We start from the raw sequence: 16,454 nt of genomic DNA, 5'->3' as shown, positions 1-16,454 counted from the left end.
TCAGTTGCGTGCTTTAACCATCACTTTAGTTTGCCTCGTGTTTAGCTTGGCTCTGTTTAATCCAACCTGTCAAGCTCATGATAACCCTCATGTGACTCAGCAAATCAGCGCGCCCATTATTGATGTAGAAACAGGACCACGCGGATTTATTTGGCTTGCGACATCTCAAGCGCTCTATCGGTTTGATGGTTCTACCCTTCGCGAAGTTCAATTTAGCAATGTGCTACAACCACAAGATTTACCGCAATTGCACTGTCTTACTCGTAGACAAAATGACGCTCTATTGATTGGCAGTGATAAGGGTATTTATCAGCTACCGTTTGCATCTAGCGCTTTGGAAGCTTCAATGCGTTTGAGCAGTGAACACTTACTTGATGCGCGTATTCACCAGATTGTGATGCCTCAATCAACACCTCTTTTGGCGGTCAATAAACACACGCTACTCGTGGAGCATCAAGGCGAATTACTCCCACAACCATTACAATATGACGACGAGCCAATACGTAATCTTCATTTCGTTAAGCCGGTTGGCGATTGGACTTGGTTAGGTGACGGCCAACAAGTCTATGTTTGGGATGGATTGGGGAGTAACTTATTTAAATTAACTATCGACAACCCAGTGACCGAAAAGCTACCCCTCGGTCAGCTCGTTGATATTGCCGAAACTGATCATGTTCTCTATCTGCTTTACACGGATAAACTGGTTCGACTTGACCAACGCTATCGGCTCATTGATGAGACGCCGCTAACCAACCTTGGTATCGCCGACCTGCCGTTACAATTAAATGTAATGCCAAGTGGGGAGTTAAAACTGCTCACCCAAGCAAAGTTATATGAACTCTCATTAACACCCAGCGGTCAATTCAGCGCGACCCAAACGGCTCGCACCAAACATATCAAAGGCCCATGGTCGAAGCATTACGTAAGCGGCCAGTTTGAGATCCTACTCAATACAAAAGGATACATTGAGGTTTTACACGCTCCCCCCACCTCGGACAATGCACTCTGGGTCAGTGCCGAAGCGGCGCCATCCGGTCAGGTCAATATCGACTACGCGATCGCGTCATTCGATCTGGAACAGCCGCAGATGTTTGAATACCGAATTGAACCTCTACAAACAACTTGGCAAAAAACATTTCAGCCCTTACAAACACTCAGCCTAAAAAATTTAGAGGACGGACAGTACACGCTTGATGTCAGAGCATACCTACCTGAGCAAGATAGCTGGGTAAGCGCAAGTCAGTCCTTTACAGTCAAAGCGAACGGCTTCACAGCGATGCACTACCTATCGGTGATAATCGTGCTTCTTGCGCTTGCCATTTTATTCATTTTCCTTTTACTTAAACGAAAAGCCCGTGCTTACCATAAGCTCACCGAAGCACATACGTCGTTGCATCAGTTACTTAATGGCACCCAACAACAAGTTTGGCATTGGAACCTCGTCAATAGTGAAGTTGAGCGTGTGCACATATGGTCACACTGCCCACATTTTCCTCTTGATGGTGTAAGATTTGGACTCGGCCAATCGGACCAAAGTAACGTTCACCCAGACGACATAGGTGAGCTAACTGCGGCATTGGAGCAGGTAAAATCGGGTCATATATCTCATTATCAATGCACTTATCGAATTAAGAACGGCCAACAATGGCTGTGGGTACTTGAGCGTGGCGAACTCGTGTCAGCCGAAACGTCAGGAAAGCCAATCAAAGTACAGGGTACGCTGAGCGATATTTCCGATATTATCAATAGTGACGAGCGCATTGATATGCTCGCAACCTCGCTAACAAATATTTCAGATGGCATCTGTATCTTCGATCGGTTCTTTAGAAAACGTGAAATCAACACGGCATACGAACGAATTACCGGTTATCAGCGAGAACAAGTCATTGGTCAGGCGTTCGCACTGCCACATTACGATAGAGATTTTACGGATCAAATCAAACACACAGTGCTTCGGGAAGGAAGTTGGTCCGGCGAAGTCACCGACTTCAATGCGGATGGCGCCGAGTTACTCCTCGAGCTCACGTTAGATGCCGTTCGCAATGACAGTGGCGAGATCAAATTAATTGTCGCAAGCTTTTCTGATATTACTGAACGTCGTAATACGGAGAATGAATTACGCCGGTTATCAAATACCGACAGCCTCACCGGTTTGCCAAATCGCTCATACTTTCAGGTAAGTCATTCAAATCTGGTTCGCAAACGAGTCGCGCATGCACTGTTGTTGTTCGATTTAGACGACTTTAAGCGTATCAATGATTCTCTTGGTCATGAAGTGGGCGACGAACTTTTATGCCGAGTCGCCGACCGACTCGCTGAATTAGGTCGCCGGCAAGACACGCTTTATCGCCTAGGCGGGGACGAGTTTGGCATTCTCATCGAAGATAACACAGATATTAACGTCATCAGCACCATCGCCCAACAGGTGAATACTGAAATAGCAAAAGCCTATCGTATCAAAGGACATGAGATCGCCCTAGGTAGCTCAATTGGCATCGTGCTTTATCCTCACGATGCACATACCTCACAAGAGCTTCTACAAAAAGCAGATACGGCGATGTATCATGCTAAACAAAGAGGCGGCAATTGCTATCAGTTCTTTAACGCGTCGATGAACGAAAATGCCATCCAGCGTCTCGTGTTGGAGAGTCAAGTGCGTCACGCGATTCGCACCCATCAAGTCGAGGTGTACTATCAACCGAAAATGGAAATTGCGACAGGACATATTTCCGGGATTGAAGCACTCGCCCGCATTCGCGACGAATATGGTCAGTTCATCAGCCCCGCGCAGTTTATTCCACTGTGCGAAGAAACAGGTCTGATTATTCCGCTTAGTGAACAAGTATTACGCACCGCTTGTCGAGACATGCGCCAGCTACTGACGTTACAAGGTGCGCCTCGCAGTGTTGCAATTAATCTGTCGGCAAGGCAATTCACTCAATCGAGCTTAGCGTTGTTTATCGAACAAGTGTTACAAGAAGAGGAAATGCATCCCCGCCATATCGAGTTTGAGATTACGGAAGGCATGGTGATGAGCGATCCCGAGCGCGCGATTGCGATGCTGGAAAACCTTGCAGATATGGGCGTACAACTTGCACTTGATGATTTTGGCACGGGCTATTCTTCACTCGCTTATCTCAAGCGTTTCCCTATGCATACTCTTAAAATCGACAAAGAGTTTGTCGATGATATTACCTTTGATGAACGCGACCGTAAGATGGTCGAATCCATTATTGGCATGGCGCATAACTTAGGTTTAAAGGTGGTTGCTGAAGGCGTTGAAGAAAAAGCTCAATTGGATATTTTAGAACAATTACAATGTGAATATATACAAGGATTCTACTTCGCAAAACCGATGAGCGCCGAAGCGCTCATCGAATTCATTACTAAACAGCAGCTTGCTTACTCATAAAAGCGCTTACCCTGCTCAGCCATTTGCTTCAGCAGCGGCGCGGGTTGATAACGATCACCGCGTTGCTCTGCTAAACGCTCCATACGCTTCACAATACTGCCAATGCCCTCGGCATCCATATACCGGAACGGGCCACCACGGAATGGCGGGAAACCAATACCGAATACCGAACCAATGTCACCGTCACGTGCACTGCGAATAATGCCCTCTTGCAAGCAGTAAGCCGCTTCGTTAAGCATTGGCAACACACATAGCTCAGCAATTTCATCACCTTCATGCTTAGCTTGTGGTTCAATATTCAGTAGACTATACACTGATTTATCAACCGGCTTGCCTTTCACACCTTTGCCATATTGATAGAAGCCTTTTTTGTTTTTCTTACCCTTACGACCATCATCAATCAGTTTGTCGAAAGCCGCAGGTGCCTCAAAGCGTGTACCCAATTCTTTTACAAGGATCGGCGCAACTTTCGCGGCGACATCGATTCCTACCTCATCCAATAACGTAATTGGACCGACTGGAAAGCCAAATTTAACCAAAGACTTATCAATATGCTCAATCGGCTCGCCCGCGATCAACAAACGCGCCGCTTCGTTCATGTAAGGCGCTAAGATGCGGTTAACAAAGAAACCGGCACCGTCTTTGACAACGATAGGTGTTTTGCCTTGCTTTTTAGCCAACGCGACCGTAGTGGCAATGGTTTCCTTCGACGTATTTTCGTGAGTAATAATTTCCGCGAGTGGCATTTTATCGACCGGCGAAAAGTAATGCAGACCAATGACACGATCGGGGTGTTGAGCGCCCTCGGCGATCTGTGTGATCGGCAACGAGCTGGTATTGGTCGCGAAAATAACGCCGTCCTTTCCATGTTGCTCGACATCAGCGACCATTTTTTTCTTCAGATCGAGATCTTCGAACACGGCTTCAATCACCACATCAACACGGTCAAACCCGGAGTAATCCAACGAACCGCTCAGCGAAAGCATGGTTTTCTCTAACTCCGCACGACGCATATGACGGCGTTTAACTTTCTTATTCAAGCGCTCGTAGCTGTAATGCAGTGCATGAGTAATACCCTCAGGACTAATATCCTTGATACGCGCTGGGATACCGGCTTTCGCCGCAGTCACAAAGGCAATACCACCGCCCATCAAACCGCCGCCTAACACGCCCACACGCTTAATATCAGCTGGCTTAACACCATCCGCACCCGTCTCTTTCTTCATTTCTGTTGTGGCAAAGAAAATCTGTCTAAGCTGGTAAGACTCAGGGGTCATAGCGAGTTCACCAAAAGCCCGCGCCTCATAGTCAAGGCCCGCATCGCGACCGTTTTCGACGCCTGTTTTGACCGCCTTAATGATCTTATCGATGGCGGGATAATTGCCCTTCGCTTTAGCCTGCGCCTGCTCACCTGCCTTTTTATAAATGATGCCACGACCATAAGCGGTTGCCTCAAGCAACTTGCTCATGCCTTTTAGGTTCGCCTTTGAAGGCTTAGCTTTTGCCTTTTTAGCCTGTTTAACAGCAGCTTCTAGCAAGATTGATTGCGGTACAATCTCATCGACTAAGCCCGCCTTGAGTGCTTGCTTAGCGCGTAACTGCTTACCGGTCAGGATCATAGTGAGACCTTGCTGCACGCCGACCAATGCCGGTAAACGCTGTGTTCCACCAGAACCGGGCAATAAGCCAAGTTGCACCTCTGGTAACCCCAGTGCCGTTTTATCACTGTCGGTACACACACGCACGTGACATGCCATGGCTAACTCAAGCCCACCACCTAAGCAGGCGCCATGGATAGCGGCAACAACCGGCACATTAAGCTGTTCGATACGATCAAACATCGCCTGACCTTTGCGTGCCAAACTCTCTGTATCAGCTGCGGTTTCACAGTCATTAATCATGTTAATGTCGGCACCGGCGATAAACGAGTCGGGTTTACCGCTTATAAATACAACACCTTTCAGCTCATTATTATCCTCAAGGCGGTTCATCAAACGACCCACCTCATCGGCAAAGCTATCTTTTAAGGTATTCATGCGTTCGCCGGGAACATCGATGGTAATTACCGCAATACCATCATCTCGAATATCTAGATGAAATGCGTTATTGTCTGTCATTATTCGCTCTCCAAAATCATCGCGGCGCCCAAGCCGCCAGCGGCACAGGCCGTTGTCAACGCGGTTCCGCCACCACGACGACGTAATTCATACAACATCTGTGTAATCATCCGTGTACCGGTCGCTGCAAAGGGGTGCCCGTAAGCAATAGAGCCACCCAAGACATTAAATTTCTCCGGGTCAACCTCGCCAATTGCCGCATCACGTCCTAATTTTTCTTGCGCAAATTTCTTACTTGCAAACATTTTGAGGTTGGTCAGCGTTTGTGCCGCAAACGCCTCATGCATGTCAATTAGCGTTAAATCGTTGAGCGTCATTCCCGCACGATCGAGGGCAATAGGCGTTGCATAGCTTGGACCCATCAACATATCCTGCTCGACTTCGAGCGCAGCAAATGCGTAGCTACGCAGGTAACCTAAAATAGGATAACCCAGCGCCTTGGCACGGCTTTCCGTCATCATTAATACCGCCGAAGCACCATCGGTCAGCGGTGTTGAATTAGCCGCTGTCACGGTGCCATGTTTCTTGTCAAATACAGGTTTGAGCTTACCGAGTTTCTCTAAAGAAGAATCACCACGAATGTTGTTATCTCTATCAATGTGCTTTTTATACGGCTCTGGATAAGCGGTCACGACCTCATCATCAAGGTAGCCTGCTTCCCACGCTTCGTGCGCGCGGCGGTGAGAGTTCACCGTTAATTGGTCTTGGTCTTCGCGTGAGATATGATGGCTTTTTGCCATTTGCTCCGCAGTTTGCCCCATACTCAAACCTGTTGAATACTCTGCCACGGCAGGTGGCACAGGGAGTAAGTCCTTTAGACCCAGACGACGTAAAATTGCGATCCGTTGGCCTAAGCTTTTTGCTTTATTCAAGTCGACCAATGCGCGGCCTAGTTTTCGGCTCACACCAATCGGTAACACCGACGATGAATCAGCGCCGCCAGCAATACCGATATCGACATGCCCTGCCATCATGGCTTCGGCGATATTAACCGCTGACTGGAAACTCGTCGCGCAGGCTCGGGTTACACTGTAAGCATCTGTTGACACGGGAAGCTCCGTGCCGAGCACGATCTCACGGGCAATATTGGGTGCAGCTGGCATCTGTACCACCTGTCCAAATACCAATTGCTGTACCAATTTACCGTCAATTCCCGTACGATTGATAAGCTCTTGGACGACCATTTTGCCGAGATCGACAGCGGGAATGCCATGAAAGTCTGTTGCCTGGCGTGCGAAAGGTGTTCTAAGCCCCGCAACAAAAGCAATGCGGTCCCCTTTCGGTGTTAGCAACCGTTCAGTTGCAGACATATGTTTTCTCCATTAAAAATTAAGCGTCAAATACTGGTCTGACCACACAAGATGTTACAAATTCTAGCTGTTTAATCTACAGATTAAAACCTTGGTTTTCGTTAAAGTAGAGAACACCATTGAAAATAGCATGCTTAGGCTGCATAACAATACAGCTGAGCACAAATCATTCGCAACTAAGATAGTAAGCGGGAGCACCATGGCTGCTGAACAATTCAAACAACTGCAAGCATTTTTAGATAGTCAGGTATTAGGTCAGCCTGAGTTCACCAAGAACTTGTTAATCGCTGTACTCGCCGACGGTCACCTACTTGTTGAGGGTCCTCCTGGATTGGCCAAAACACGTGCTGTGCAAGCCCTTGCTAAAGGCATTGAGGGTGACTTTCACCGCGTACAGTTTACCCCCGATCTCCTACCTGCCGATTTAACGGGTACGGATATATACCGACCCGAGACAGGTGCCTTTGATTTTCAACAAGGTCCTTTGTTTCATAACCTGATACTTGCTGATGAGATCAACCGTGCACCGGCTAAAGTGCAATCTGCATTGTTGGAGGCGATGGCTGAGCGGCAAATTACCGTAGGCCAACGCAGCTATCCGCTATCTGATCTATTTATGGTCTTGGCGACCCAAAACCCTCTCGAGCAAGAAGGTACATATCCACTGCCTGAAGCACAGTTAGACCGTTTTCTCATGCATCTAAACCTAGACTATCCCGATGCCGACACTGAATTGAAAATTTTGCGCCTGACACGTGGCGAAGCGCTTGATGGGCAGGCGGTGATGCCGACCCCACTCACTCAGCGCCAATTGTTTGAAGCCCGTAACCAAGTGATGCAGCTGTTCTTGGATGAAGCCGTTGAACATTATCTCGTGCAGTTAGTAATGGCGACACGCTCACCGGCCAATTACGATGAAACACTTGCCAGTTGGTTAACCTATGGTGCGAGTCCTCGCGCTACAATAGCACTTGAGCGCTGTGCTCGTGCTAACGCATGGCTCAATGATCGTGACTTTGTCACCCCAGATGATGTCCGCGAAGTGTTTTTCAATACCTTGCGTCATCGCATCATTATTAGCTATCAAGCAGAAGCCGACGGTATTAGCCCGGACACGGTGCTTGAACGTATACTCGAACTAGTTCCGTCGCCCTAATGCCAATGCAAAAATTAACAACTGAGCAGTGGTTGGAAAGGCTCCATACCGATGGTTTGCAGCCCAACATGCAAGAATTGATGTACTACCGCACTAAGCTACCCGCTTTTGCTCGTCATCAGCGTCAGCTGCCTGCGTCCTCGCAGTCTGGCGCGCTACTGAGCAAAACCCGCGGACGCGGTATGGAGTTTGATGAGGTCCGTCATTATCAACCAGGCGACGATGTGCGATCGATCGATTGGCGTGTCACGGCACGGACGGGTAAAGCACATACAAAGCTCTACCGTGAAGAAAAGGATCGTCCCGTATATATTGTGGTTGATTTAGCGCTAACGCAACTGTTCGGCAGTCAACTCCTGTTTAAGTCAGTACAGGCGTGCCACCTTGCCTCTGCACTTGCTTGGCAAACACTTCAACGCGGAGACAAAGTCGGCGGTATCATTAGCAATGGGTGGTTACAAAACGAATACAAACCTAGTTTACAACACAAATCAGTGATGCACTTTTTACGCGGGCTCACGGAAGTTCACCAAGATAGTTTGCAGCGTTGGCAACAGCAAACACCACCGCACCCTGCACCACTGAATCAAAGTATCGAACATTTAACACATTTAGTGAAACCGGGTAGTTTAATAAATGTGATCAGTGATTTTGAACACATAGAAACAAAGACGCTGGAACAATTGGCGCGTTTAAATACTCGAAGTTCAGTAAGAAGTTTTAAACTTTTTGATCCGATGGAGCAACAACTACCCGCGGGTTATTCCAGTCAACCTTTAAGCATTCATGATGGCGAACGACAAGCCATGGTCAATTTAAACAATGCGCGTCAACGGCTTGATTATCATCAACGGGCGATGAGTGAGTTCGAGCAACTGTTTGAGCGCTTTAATCAGTATCGCTTACCGCTAACACGTGTAAGCTCTGCGATCGCCTTAGAACAACAATGGCCTGAATTACGGTGATGAGATGTCCGGTCTAATACAGCAAGCAGATATAAGTCAGTTAAAAGATATTGTAGAGCCGCCGAGTGCCTCAGTTCTTCCTCTCGCAACACCGATCTGGATTATTTTGATTGTGCTGATTGTGGGTTTGAGTATTGCTGTTATTTACGGTTGGCGTAGTCATTTACGTCGTAAACCATTACGTTACGCACAACAGGCGCTCAACCAGCTTGAACAACCCACAGTAAAAGAGATCACCTTCATTGCTAAGCGTGCAGCTTTGGTTTATTTTCCCCGCCAAGAAGTCGCACCTCTCAGTGGTCGCACATGGCTCGAGTTTTTAGGTGCAAACGAACAACAGCATGCCGAACTACTCGCCAATGCCGATCGCTTGTTGTTTCAACCTGGACACAGTGACTGGGTCGAGCAATACCGTCAGTTAGTGGCAGACTGGGTTGGGCAATCACCGCGGAGGTTAACACGTCATGTTTGAGTTTGCCTGGCCATGGTTATTTTTATTGCTGCCGTTACCATTGTTTGTGCGCTATTTTCTACCCAAAGCACAGCAACAAGCTTCAGCAATTCGTATCCCTAATCTGCATGGACTGAGTGACGGTCATCGTGATGCCCGAGCCCGTCCCTTCATGTGGCTACTACTTTGGCTATGCTGGCTACTCCTTGTTATCGCTGTAGCACGCCCACAGTGGCTCGGCGAGCCACTACCGGTTCGCAATGAGGGACGTGAGATTATGCTAGCAGTGGATCTATCTGGCTCAATGGAAATTGCCGACATGACGCTCGATGGCCGTAATGTCGACCGTCTAGAAATGGTCAAAGCCGTACTTGGTGACTTCATTGAGCGCCGCAAAGGTGATCGCTTAGGACTGATCCTATTTGCCGATACCGCATTTCTTCAAACGCCGATTACCTACGATCGTAACACCGTGCAACAGATGCTCGACGAATCGGTACTCGGCTTGGTTGGCGAACGCACCGCCATCGGTGATGCTATCGCCCTAGCTGTTAAGCGCTTCAAAGGTAAGCAACAAACTAACCGAGTATTAGTGCTTTTAACTGATGGTCAGAATACCGCAGGTAATCTATCGCCAGAGCAAGCGTTAGAACTGGCAAAAGCTTATGACGTCCGTATTTACCCGATTGCTGTCGGTGCTGAGGAAGTTGTTGTGGATAGTGTTTTTGGTCGACGTAAAGTCAATCCGTCACGAGACCTAGACGTACCTCTCATGCAAAATCTTGCCGATGAAACAGGTGGCGAGTATTTTCGTGCGCGCAGCACCGAGGAGCTCGAGCGCATTTATCAATTATTGGATGAGTTAGAACCAGTACAAGGCGCGGAACAACAGTTACGTCCACGAAAGGCGTTGTTTTTCTGGCCGCTTGCTGGCGCATTGATCTTACTAACACTCTTGAGCGTGATGCATTATCGTCCATGGAGAGGTGAACATGGCTGATTTTCACTTTATACGTCCCGCGTGGTTATTTGCCCTGCTACCTTTGGCGTTTCTTTATGCACGTCTTTTGTTTATTGGTAAGCATCAATCTGGCTGGCATCAGTGGCTACCAAAGCATCTTTCTAATGTTTTGGTTAACAGTGGTGGGCAAATGACATTTTGGTCCGCCCATCGATTAGGGCTTTTCTGGATCGTCGCAACCTTAGCGCTCAGCGGCCCGACCTGGGAGCGCCTCCCGCAGCCCGTATACCAGTTAGACAGCGGACAGGTCGTGTTGTTGGATATGTCACCCTCGCTGCTCGCTGAAGATATCAATCCTAACCGGTTGACGCGAGTACGTTTTAAGGCGATGGATTTAGTTCGTTCCGGACTCGACGGCGACACCGGCTTAGTAGCATACGCGGCTGACGCCTTTACTATTAGTCCCCTGACCGAGGATAACAATAATCTGCTTACCCTCATTCCCTCCCTGTCACCTGAAATTATGCCGGTACCCGGTAACAATCCACTAAGCGCGCTCAAACACGCCGATCAATTACTCACTAACGCAGGCTATTCACAAGGCGATATATACTGGATTACCGATGGTATCGATAGTCAGGATATGGCCGATGTGAGTAATTACCTTCGAGCCACGGAACACCGTGTTTCAATTCTAGGTGTCGGTACAACGGACGGAGCGCCTATTCGAGATAAGGAGGGGGCTTTAGCCAAAGACAAATACGGGCAAGTGGTGGTTGCCAAACTGTACCCTGACAGGCTCCGCGATTTAGCTCATTTGACAGGGGGAATTTACGTTAACTCGACGTCGACCAATCAAGATATCGACCAATTTATGGCGCTTGAGCCCTTATCCAGAAAGGGCAAGCAGGATGATATACAACAGCAAGGCGATCAATGGCTCGATATGGGTCCGTTTCTGGCTCTCTTACTGATTCCCATGGTGCTATTTAGTTGGCGGAGAGGCGGTACGCTGGGCAGCTATATTATTGGTTTTATTGGGCTCTCCTGCATGACGGTTCCGCAAAGCGCCTTTGCGCAGGAATCGACAACCGATCCAGGCTGGTGGTTAAATAACGAGCAGCAGGCTCAGCAGCTTTTGGAGTCTGACCAATGGCGGCGGGCAGCTGAACTGAGTAGAGATCCGCTTCGTAAAGGTGCAGCCCTTTATCGTCAGGGCGACTATGCGGCTGCCGCAGAACAATTCGCGCAGCTTGATACGCCCACGGGATGGTATAACCGAGGTAACAGTTTAGCCCGTCAGGAGCAGTATCAAGCCGCTATCGACGCGTATGATGAAGCATTACTTCAACGACCTAATTGGGAAGAGGCCCAAGCAAATCGACAATTAATGCAGCAGCTTTTGCAACAACAAAAGCAACAGCAAGGTCAGAAACCAGGCGATAAAAATAAAGGTCAGCAAGATCAAGACGACCGTCAAAGCGGACAAGGTCAAAATGAGTCGGAGCAGCAACAAGACCAACAACAGGGCGACCAGCAAGGCGAGCAATCTAATCCTGAGGGTGAACAGGAGCAAAACTCAACAAGCAAAGACCGCCAACAGTCGCAACAGGAAGAGCAGAAACGGCAACAACAATCACAGCAACAGAAAAAGACATCAGATCCTGAACGCGAGCAGCGCAGTCAACAAACTGAATTTAGTGACGATATTGATCCCGAGCGAGCTCGCCAGTTAGAACAATGGATGAATCGCGTACCCGATGATCCCAGTATTCTGTTACGCAGGAAAATGTATTTAGAGAGTCAACGCAGGCAGCAACAAGGCGTGGGTGACCCAGAAGGAGTAGAACAAAAATGGTAAGTCGTTGGTATCGCTTATGTATTGCGTGTGTCATGGTTCTGGTTTCTTTCAGCGCCCACGCAGATGTCACGAACATCACGAGTACAGTCGACAAAAACCCAGTGATCGCAAACGAGTCGTTCATTTTAACGGTGACCTTTAATGACGACGTCCCCAACTCGGCCTTCCAGCCAGATATTCTACTGAACGATTTTGTCGTCGGCCGCACGAGCGTCAGTCGTCAAACCTCGATTGTGAACGGTGACTTAAAAAAATTAACGCAATTTACCACCGTATTAGTTGCAAACGATCCGGGCGACTATCAGATTCCGAGCATCAGCCTTGATGGGGCGAGTTCAGATCCGATTACCATGACCGTTGTTGAGCCAGGCTCAGATGCTGCGAAACGCAGCGACAAAGTGGCATTTGTCGATGTGACATTAGATACTCAACAGGTTTTTCTACAACAGCCGATTCATTATATTGTGCGCCTCTATCTCGCCGCTGACCTTAACAAAGGTAACTTAGTCCCCCCGACTATGGAAAACGCAGATATCCGACAAATTGGTAAAGACGAAGAATACAGTGAAATGAATCATGGTCGCCGGTATCGGGTCTATCAGCGCACCTATCAAATTACTCCTAATCAATCGGGCGAGTTTACAATTGAGGGCGCACGATTCGACGGCGAAGTATACGCCTCGGGTCAGCGATCTATTTTCTCTTCCTTCTCTAATACGCAACCTGTCAGCGCCATTGCAGAGCCAAAAAAGGTCCAAGTTAAACCTATCCCCAAAAATTGGACAGGACACTGGCTTCCGAGTGATTTAGTGACAATCAGTCAAACCGTAAAGCCCGAAAAAGAGGAATATAAAGTGGGCGAGCCGATTTCAGTATCGTTGATGCTCACTGCGGTTGGCGTTAAGCCTGAACAGCTTCCTGATATTAACTACAACTACCCTGACAGCGTGCGGGTTTATCCAGATAACGAGAGTACGGATCAGTTCGTAAGAAACGGCATTAACATCGCTCAAAAGACGGTTAATTACGCCATTGTCCCACAGCAGCCAGGCGATCTCACGGTTCCAGGAATTGAAGTGCCTTGGTTTAATACCAAAACGCAACGGCGTTCAATCGCCTCGACCAATGACCTCAGCTTCACAGTCACCGGCGCCCCGATCACTCAAACACCTGACATGCCGTCAGCCCAACAATCCGAGAAGTCAGTTGCTCCTGATGAAGTCATCGCAAGCGACACTGCGGCGGCACAACAGCAAGATGATTCAACCCATTACTGGGTTTGGTTAGTTATTGCGTTGATCATTGCCTTATTGACCAGTTTAGCCGTTAATGTCTGGCTATTTAAAAAACGTGAAAAACATGCTCATACGGGTTCACACGAATCAACTCAGTCGCAACCAGTCACTCAGAGTGAAGCTTGGCGTCAATTCCAACAAGCGTGTGCAGGTAATCAACCTAAACTTGCCGAACAGTCGTTGAAGCGATGGGCAAGACAAAACTTTGCGCAACGCATAACAACCCTTCAAGAGGTTGAACAGCTGCTAGCGCAACCCGCAAATACCCAGCTATCGGATGAACTCAACTCGCTTCAAGCCGCTTTGTATTCGGCTCAAAAGGTAGATAGTTGGCAACGAGGAAAACAGCTTTATCAAGCTGTCAGAACAGCGCAACAGCGTAGCGATACAGCGTCCAAAGCCTCCTCGCCATTGCCTCCATTATACCCCATTAAGTAAACCAGCACCGTTGCTGAGGGTAAAAAAAAACCTGGCATTTACAATGCCAGGTTTTTTTATTGCGCTCTTATTTAGGATTTAGGCTATTAGTCATCTGACTGTGAGCGTGAAATAGAGGCTTGCTCAACTAACGTCTCAATAAATGCTTGAAGCATTAATTGCGATTGACGGTTTTGAAGCTGCTGAACCACTTGCTGATTCGCTTCTTCACCCTCGATATCTGCTTCGTTCACTTTTGTTAACGCAACAACCGCAGCATCGCCGTTCGGCATTTCAATCGTCGTCAATGCGGGCGCATCTCCTACACTCGGTGCCTCAGAGAACAAGGCGCGTAACACTGCACGTGGATGGTTTTGATTATCCATGCCAATGGCATCTAATGTCATATAGTCAGCGTCTGGCTCACCTTGCTCACGCCACTGCTTCTTCCAGGCTTCAGCTTGCTCCAAGGCAAGCGCTTGTGCCTTTTGCACACGTAGCTGGCTAACAATTTGTTCGCGAACGTCGTCCAACGGCTTAACTGCCTGAGGTTCGTGCTCTAAAACTCTGACAACTAACGAGCGATCATCTGCTGTTTCAATGACATCACTGTTTAATTTCTCATCAATCAGTTGAGGATCGAAAATACGATTAAGTGTCGCTTCGTCACTGAGCGCAGTAGGCGCGTTCTGTCGGGTAAACAAATCAGAAGTACGCACCGTCGAGTTAATGGCATCGGCCGCTGGCTCTAACGTATCAGGTTGCTCAAAGCTTACTTCCGCCAATTTTTGTTGTAACTCAAAGTATTTATCATCAACCTGTTGTGCTTTTAGCTTTTGACGAATTTCACCGGCAACGTCCTCAAGTGGTGTGACTTCGCCTGGACGAACATCAAGTAGCTTAATGATATGGTACCCGAATGAGGTTTCGACGATATCTGAAACATCTCCGACGTTTTCGAGCGCGAATGCGGCATTATCGAAATCCTCATCCATAGACCCTTTCGTAATCCAGTCTAGGTCACCGCCCTGCTCGGCAGAAAATGTATCGTCAGAATACTCTTTTGCGACAGCGGCAAAGTCAGCACCGTCATTAAGCTGAGCCAACGCTTCTTGCGCTTTTTCCTGAGCATTGTCGCTATCGCTTTCAATCAAAATATGAGCCACACGACGTTCTTCGTCAGTGCGATACTGGTCAATCGATCCCTGATAATAGGCTTTGACTTCGTCATCGCTCACTTTAACGTCATTGTAAAGTTCAGCTTTAGATAACTGGACAAATGCGACTTTGAGTTGCTCAGGCGTTTGAAACTGTTGTTGGTTTTCGTTGTAGTAATTTTCGATATCGCTATCACTCAACTCAACCTGGTCAACGAAATTAGCGTTTTCAGCAATAATGTAAGCGCCGCTGCGAGTTTGCTTTTGCAAACGCTGCAATGCAAGTGCCTCTGCTGGTAGCGCAAATTCGGTCGCACCAATGGCTTGAGCGATCTGACTTCTGATCAAGTCATCACGTAATACCGTCGCAAATTGCTCTGGGGTATATCCCGCGTTACGCAGAGCCATCAAATAAATATCGTTATCAAATTGACCCGCAGAACGGAACGCTGGAATATCACGAATTTCTTGTTTCACACGTGCAGCAGAAACACGCATGCCGTGATCACGCGCGTACTGAACCAACAACTCTTGTTGAATGAGTTGTTCCAGCACATTAGCGCGTACCGATTGCATGTAACCCGGCTGCGAGCTAACGGCTTCAAACATGTCGCCAAACTGTTCTTGCAAACGATTACGTTCGTTCTCGTATGCGCGTTCCAACGCTTGCTGACTAATCTCAGCATCGTTGACCTCAGCCACCGTGGTTGTGGCGCCACCAGTCACATAGCTACCTACGCCCGCCAAGGCAAAGGTCAAAATAATCAGGACCAGAACGGCTTTCGCAGTAAAGCTCTGCGACCCTTCTCTTATCCGCTCTAACATAATCAGGACTTCCTTCAATCGCTCATTTTAACGGTGCAGTATTATATCTAAACCGCTATAAATCGCATCCTTTAAAGCAAAAAATAACCCGAAGCATCGGCTTCGGGTTACTCGTATCAGCAAATAAAAAGCGCTTAAAAGCGCCTTGAATTAGTTTACTGCGTCTTTCAGAGCTTTACCGGCTTTGAAAGAAGGTACTTTAGCCGCAGCGATCTGAATAGTCTCGCCCGTTTGCGGGTTACGACCTGTGCGCGCAGAACGCTCACGAACACTAAACGTACCAAAGCCAACCAATGCGACTTGATCGTCTTTTTTCAATGCATCAGTTACCGCATCGATCATTGAATCTAATGCGCGACCCGCAGCAGCTTTAGAGATATCTGCACCTGCAGCGATTTTATCAATTAACTGAGACTTGTTCACAGTATCATCCCCTTCGATTGTTATTATCAAGATTCCGTGGTTCCATTCGGATTATTAAGATGGTCCGAAATTGTTATATCAAGCTTATTCAATATCTTCAACAC

The 16,454-nt window shown here is 47.9% G+C and carries 11 protein-coding genes; 7 read left to right on the top strand and 4 right to left on the bottom strand.

Annotation, left to right across the window (positions count from 1 at the left end; all coding sequences use genetic code 11):
* Positions 1 to 46: 46 nt before the first annotated feature.
* Positions 47 to 3,412: an EAL domain-containing protein gene (locus AWU56_RS02775; protein WP_286681712.1), complete on the top strand. Its 3,366-nt coding sequence runs from the start codon at positions 47 to 49 to the stop codon at positions 3,410 to 3,412.
* On the opposite strand, the gene fadJ is transcribed toward AWU56_RS02775, so the two are convergent.
* Entirely contained in the window at positions 3,403 to 5,529 is a 2,127-nt protein-coding gene (gene fadJ / locus AWU56_RS02770) for a fatty acid oxidation complex subunit alpha FadJ (RefSeq protein ID WP_286681711.1), read from the bottom strand. The two genes, AWU56_RS02775 and fadJ, sit on opposite strands and share 10 nt — an antisense overlap.
* Positions 5,529 to 6,839 carry an acetyl-CoA C-acyltransferase FadI gene (gene fadI, locus AWU56_RS02765; protein ID WP_286681710.1) on the bottom strand — a complete coding sequence of 437 codons (1,311 nt, stop codon included), beginning with the start codon at positions 6,837 to 6,839 and terminating at the stop codon, positions 5,529 to 5,531. Before fadI ends, fadJ begins: the two co-directional genes overlap by 1 nt.
* A 199-nt stretch (positions 6,840 to 7,038) precedes the next feature.
* Between fadI and AWU56_RS02760 the strand changes: the two genes are divergently transcribed.
* Genes AWU56_RS02760 through AWU56_RS02735 form a run of 6 tightly spaced genes read left to right on the top strand, consistent with a single transcriptional unit; the run spans position 7,039 to position 13,966 of the window.
* The gene (locus AWU56_RS02760) at positions 7,039 to 7,995 is read left to right on the top strand and encodes an AAA family ATPase (protein ID WP_006955143.1); all 957 of its coding nucleotides are present in this window, start codon (positions 7,039 to 7,041) and stop codon (positions 7,993 to 7,995) included.
* 5 nt (positions 7,996 to 8,000) lie between these two features.
* Positions 8,001 to 8,960 (top strand): DUF58 domain-containing protein, encoded by a 960-nt coding sequence (locus tag AWU56_RS02755; protein WP_040487790.1) that lies wholly within the window; start codon positions 8,001 to 8,003, stop codon positions 8,958 to 8,960.
* Between the two features lie 4 nt (positions 8,961 to 8,964).
* Entirely contained in the window at positions 8,965 to 9,432 is a 468-nt protein-coding gene (locus AWU56_RS02750) for a DUF4381 domain-containing protein (protein ID WP_286681709.1), read from the top strand.
* Positions 9,425 to 10,411, top strand: a complete 987-nt coding sequence (locus tag AWU56_RS02745) for a vWA domain-containing protein (protein ID WP_006955140.1) — start codon at positions 9,425 to 9,427, stop codon at positions 10,409 to 10,411. The genes AWU56_RS02750 and AWU56_RS02745 overlap by 8 nt, the downstream gene beginning before the upstream one ends.
* Positions 10,404 to 12,233 carry a vWA domain-containing protein gene (locus AWU56_RS02740; RefSeq protein ID WP_286681708.1) on the top strand — a complete coding sequence of 610 codons (1,830 nt, stop codon included), beginning with the start codon at positions 10,404 to 10,406 and terminating at the stop codon, positions 12,231 to 12,233. The genes AWU56_RS02745 and AWU56_RS02740 overlap by 8 nt, the downstream gene beginning before the upstream one ends.
* Positions 12,227 to 13,966, top strand: a complete 1,740-nt coding sequence (locus AWU56_RS02735; protein WP_286681707.1) for a BatD family protein — start codon at positions 12,227 to 12,229, stop codon at positions 13,964 to 13,966. Before AWU56_RS02740 ends, AWU56_RS02735 begins: the two co-directional genes overlap by 7 nt.
* A gap of 86 nt (positions 13,967 to 14,052) precedes the next feature.
* Here AWU56_RS02735 and AWU56_RS02730 read toward each other — a convergent pair whose 3' ends face one another.
* Together AWU56_RS02730 and hupB are read right to left on the bottom strand one after the other, a co-directional pair.
* On the bottom strand, positions 14,053 to 15,927 hold the full coding sequence (locus AWU56_RS02730) for a SurA N-terminal domain-containing protein (protein WP_272977608.1): 1,875 nt from the start codon (positions 15,925 to 15,927) through the stop codon (positions 14,053 to 14,055).
* Positions 15,928 to 16,077: 150 nt separating this feature from the next.
* A complete protein-coding gene (gene hupB / locus AWU56_RS02725) occupies positions 16,078 to 16,350 on the bottom strand; it encodes a nucleoid-associated protein HU-beta (protein ID WP_011234253.1) in 273 nt (90 codons plus the stop codon).
* Between the last annotated feature and the right edge of the window lie 104 nt (positions 16,351 to 16,454).

It is taken from the genome of Idiomarina sp. T82-3 (assembly GCF_001577655.1).
GTDB lineage: Bacteria > Pseudomonadota > Gammaproteobacteria > Enterobacterales > Alteromonadaceae > Idiomarina > Idiomarina baltica.
The sequence above is the reverse complement of the archived record's forward strand: the minus strand, read 5'-3'. Positions and strand labels throughout refer to the sequence as shown.

Coding starts and splice junctions, on each gene's coding strand:
- AWU56_RS02760 (WP_006955143.1), top strand. CDS start 7,039: ATGGCTGCTGAACAATTCAAACAACTGCAAGCATTTTTAGATAGTCAG.
- fadI (WP_286681710.1), bottom strand. CDS start 6,839: ATGTCTGCAACTGAACGGTTGCTAACACCGAAAGGGGACCGCATTGCT.
- AWU56_RS02740 (WP_286681708.1), top strand. CDS start 10,404: ATGGCTGATTTTCACTTTATACGTCCCGCGTGGTTATTTGCCCTGCTA.
- fadJ (WP_286681711.1), bottom strand. CDS start 5,529: ATGACAGACAATAACGCATTTCATCTAGATATTCGAGATGATGGTATT.
- AWU56_RS02735 (WP_286681707.1), top strand. CDS start 12,227: ATGGTAAGTCGTTGGTATCGCTTATGTATTGCGTGTGTCATGGTTCTG.
- AWU56_RS02750 (WP_286681709.1), top strand. CDS start 8,965: ATGTCCGGTCTAATACAGCAAGCAGATATAAGTCAGTTAAAAGATATT.
- AWU56_RS02745 (WP_006955140.1), top strand. CDS start 9,425: ATGTTTGAGTTTGCCTGGCCATGGTTATTTTTATTGCTGCCGTTACCA.
- AWU56_RS02755 (WP_040487790.1), top strand. CDS start 8,001: ATGCAAAAATTAACAACTGAGCAGTGGTTGGAAAGGCTCCATACCGAT.
- AWU56_RS02730 (WP_272977608.1), bottom strand. CDS start 15,927: ATGTTAGAGCGGATAAGAGAAGGGTCGCAGAGCTTTACTGCGAAAGCC.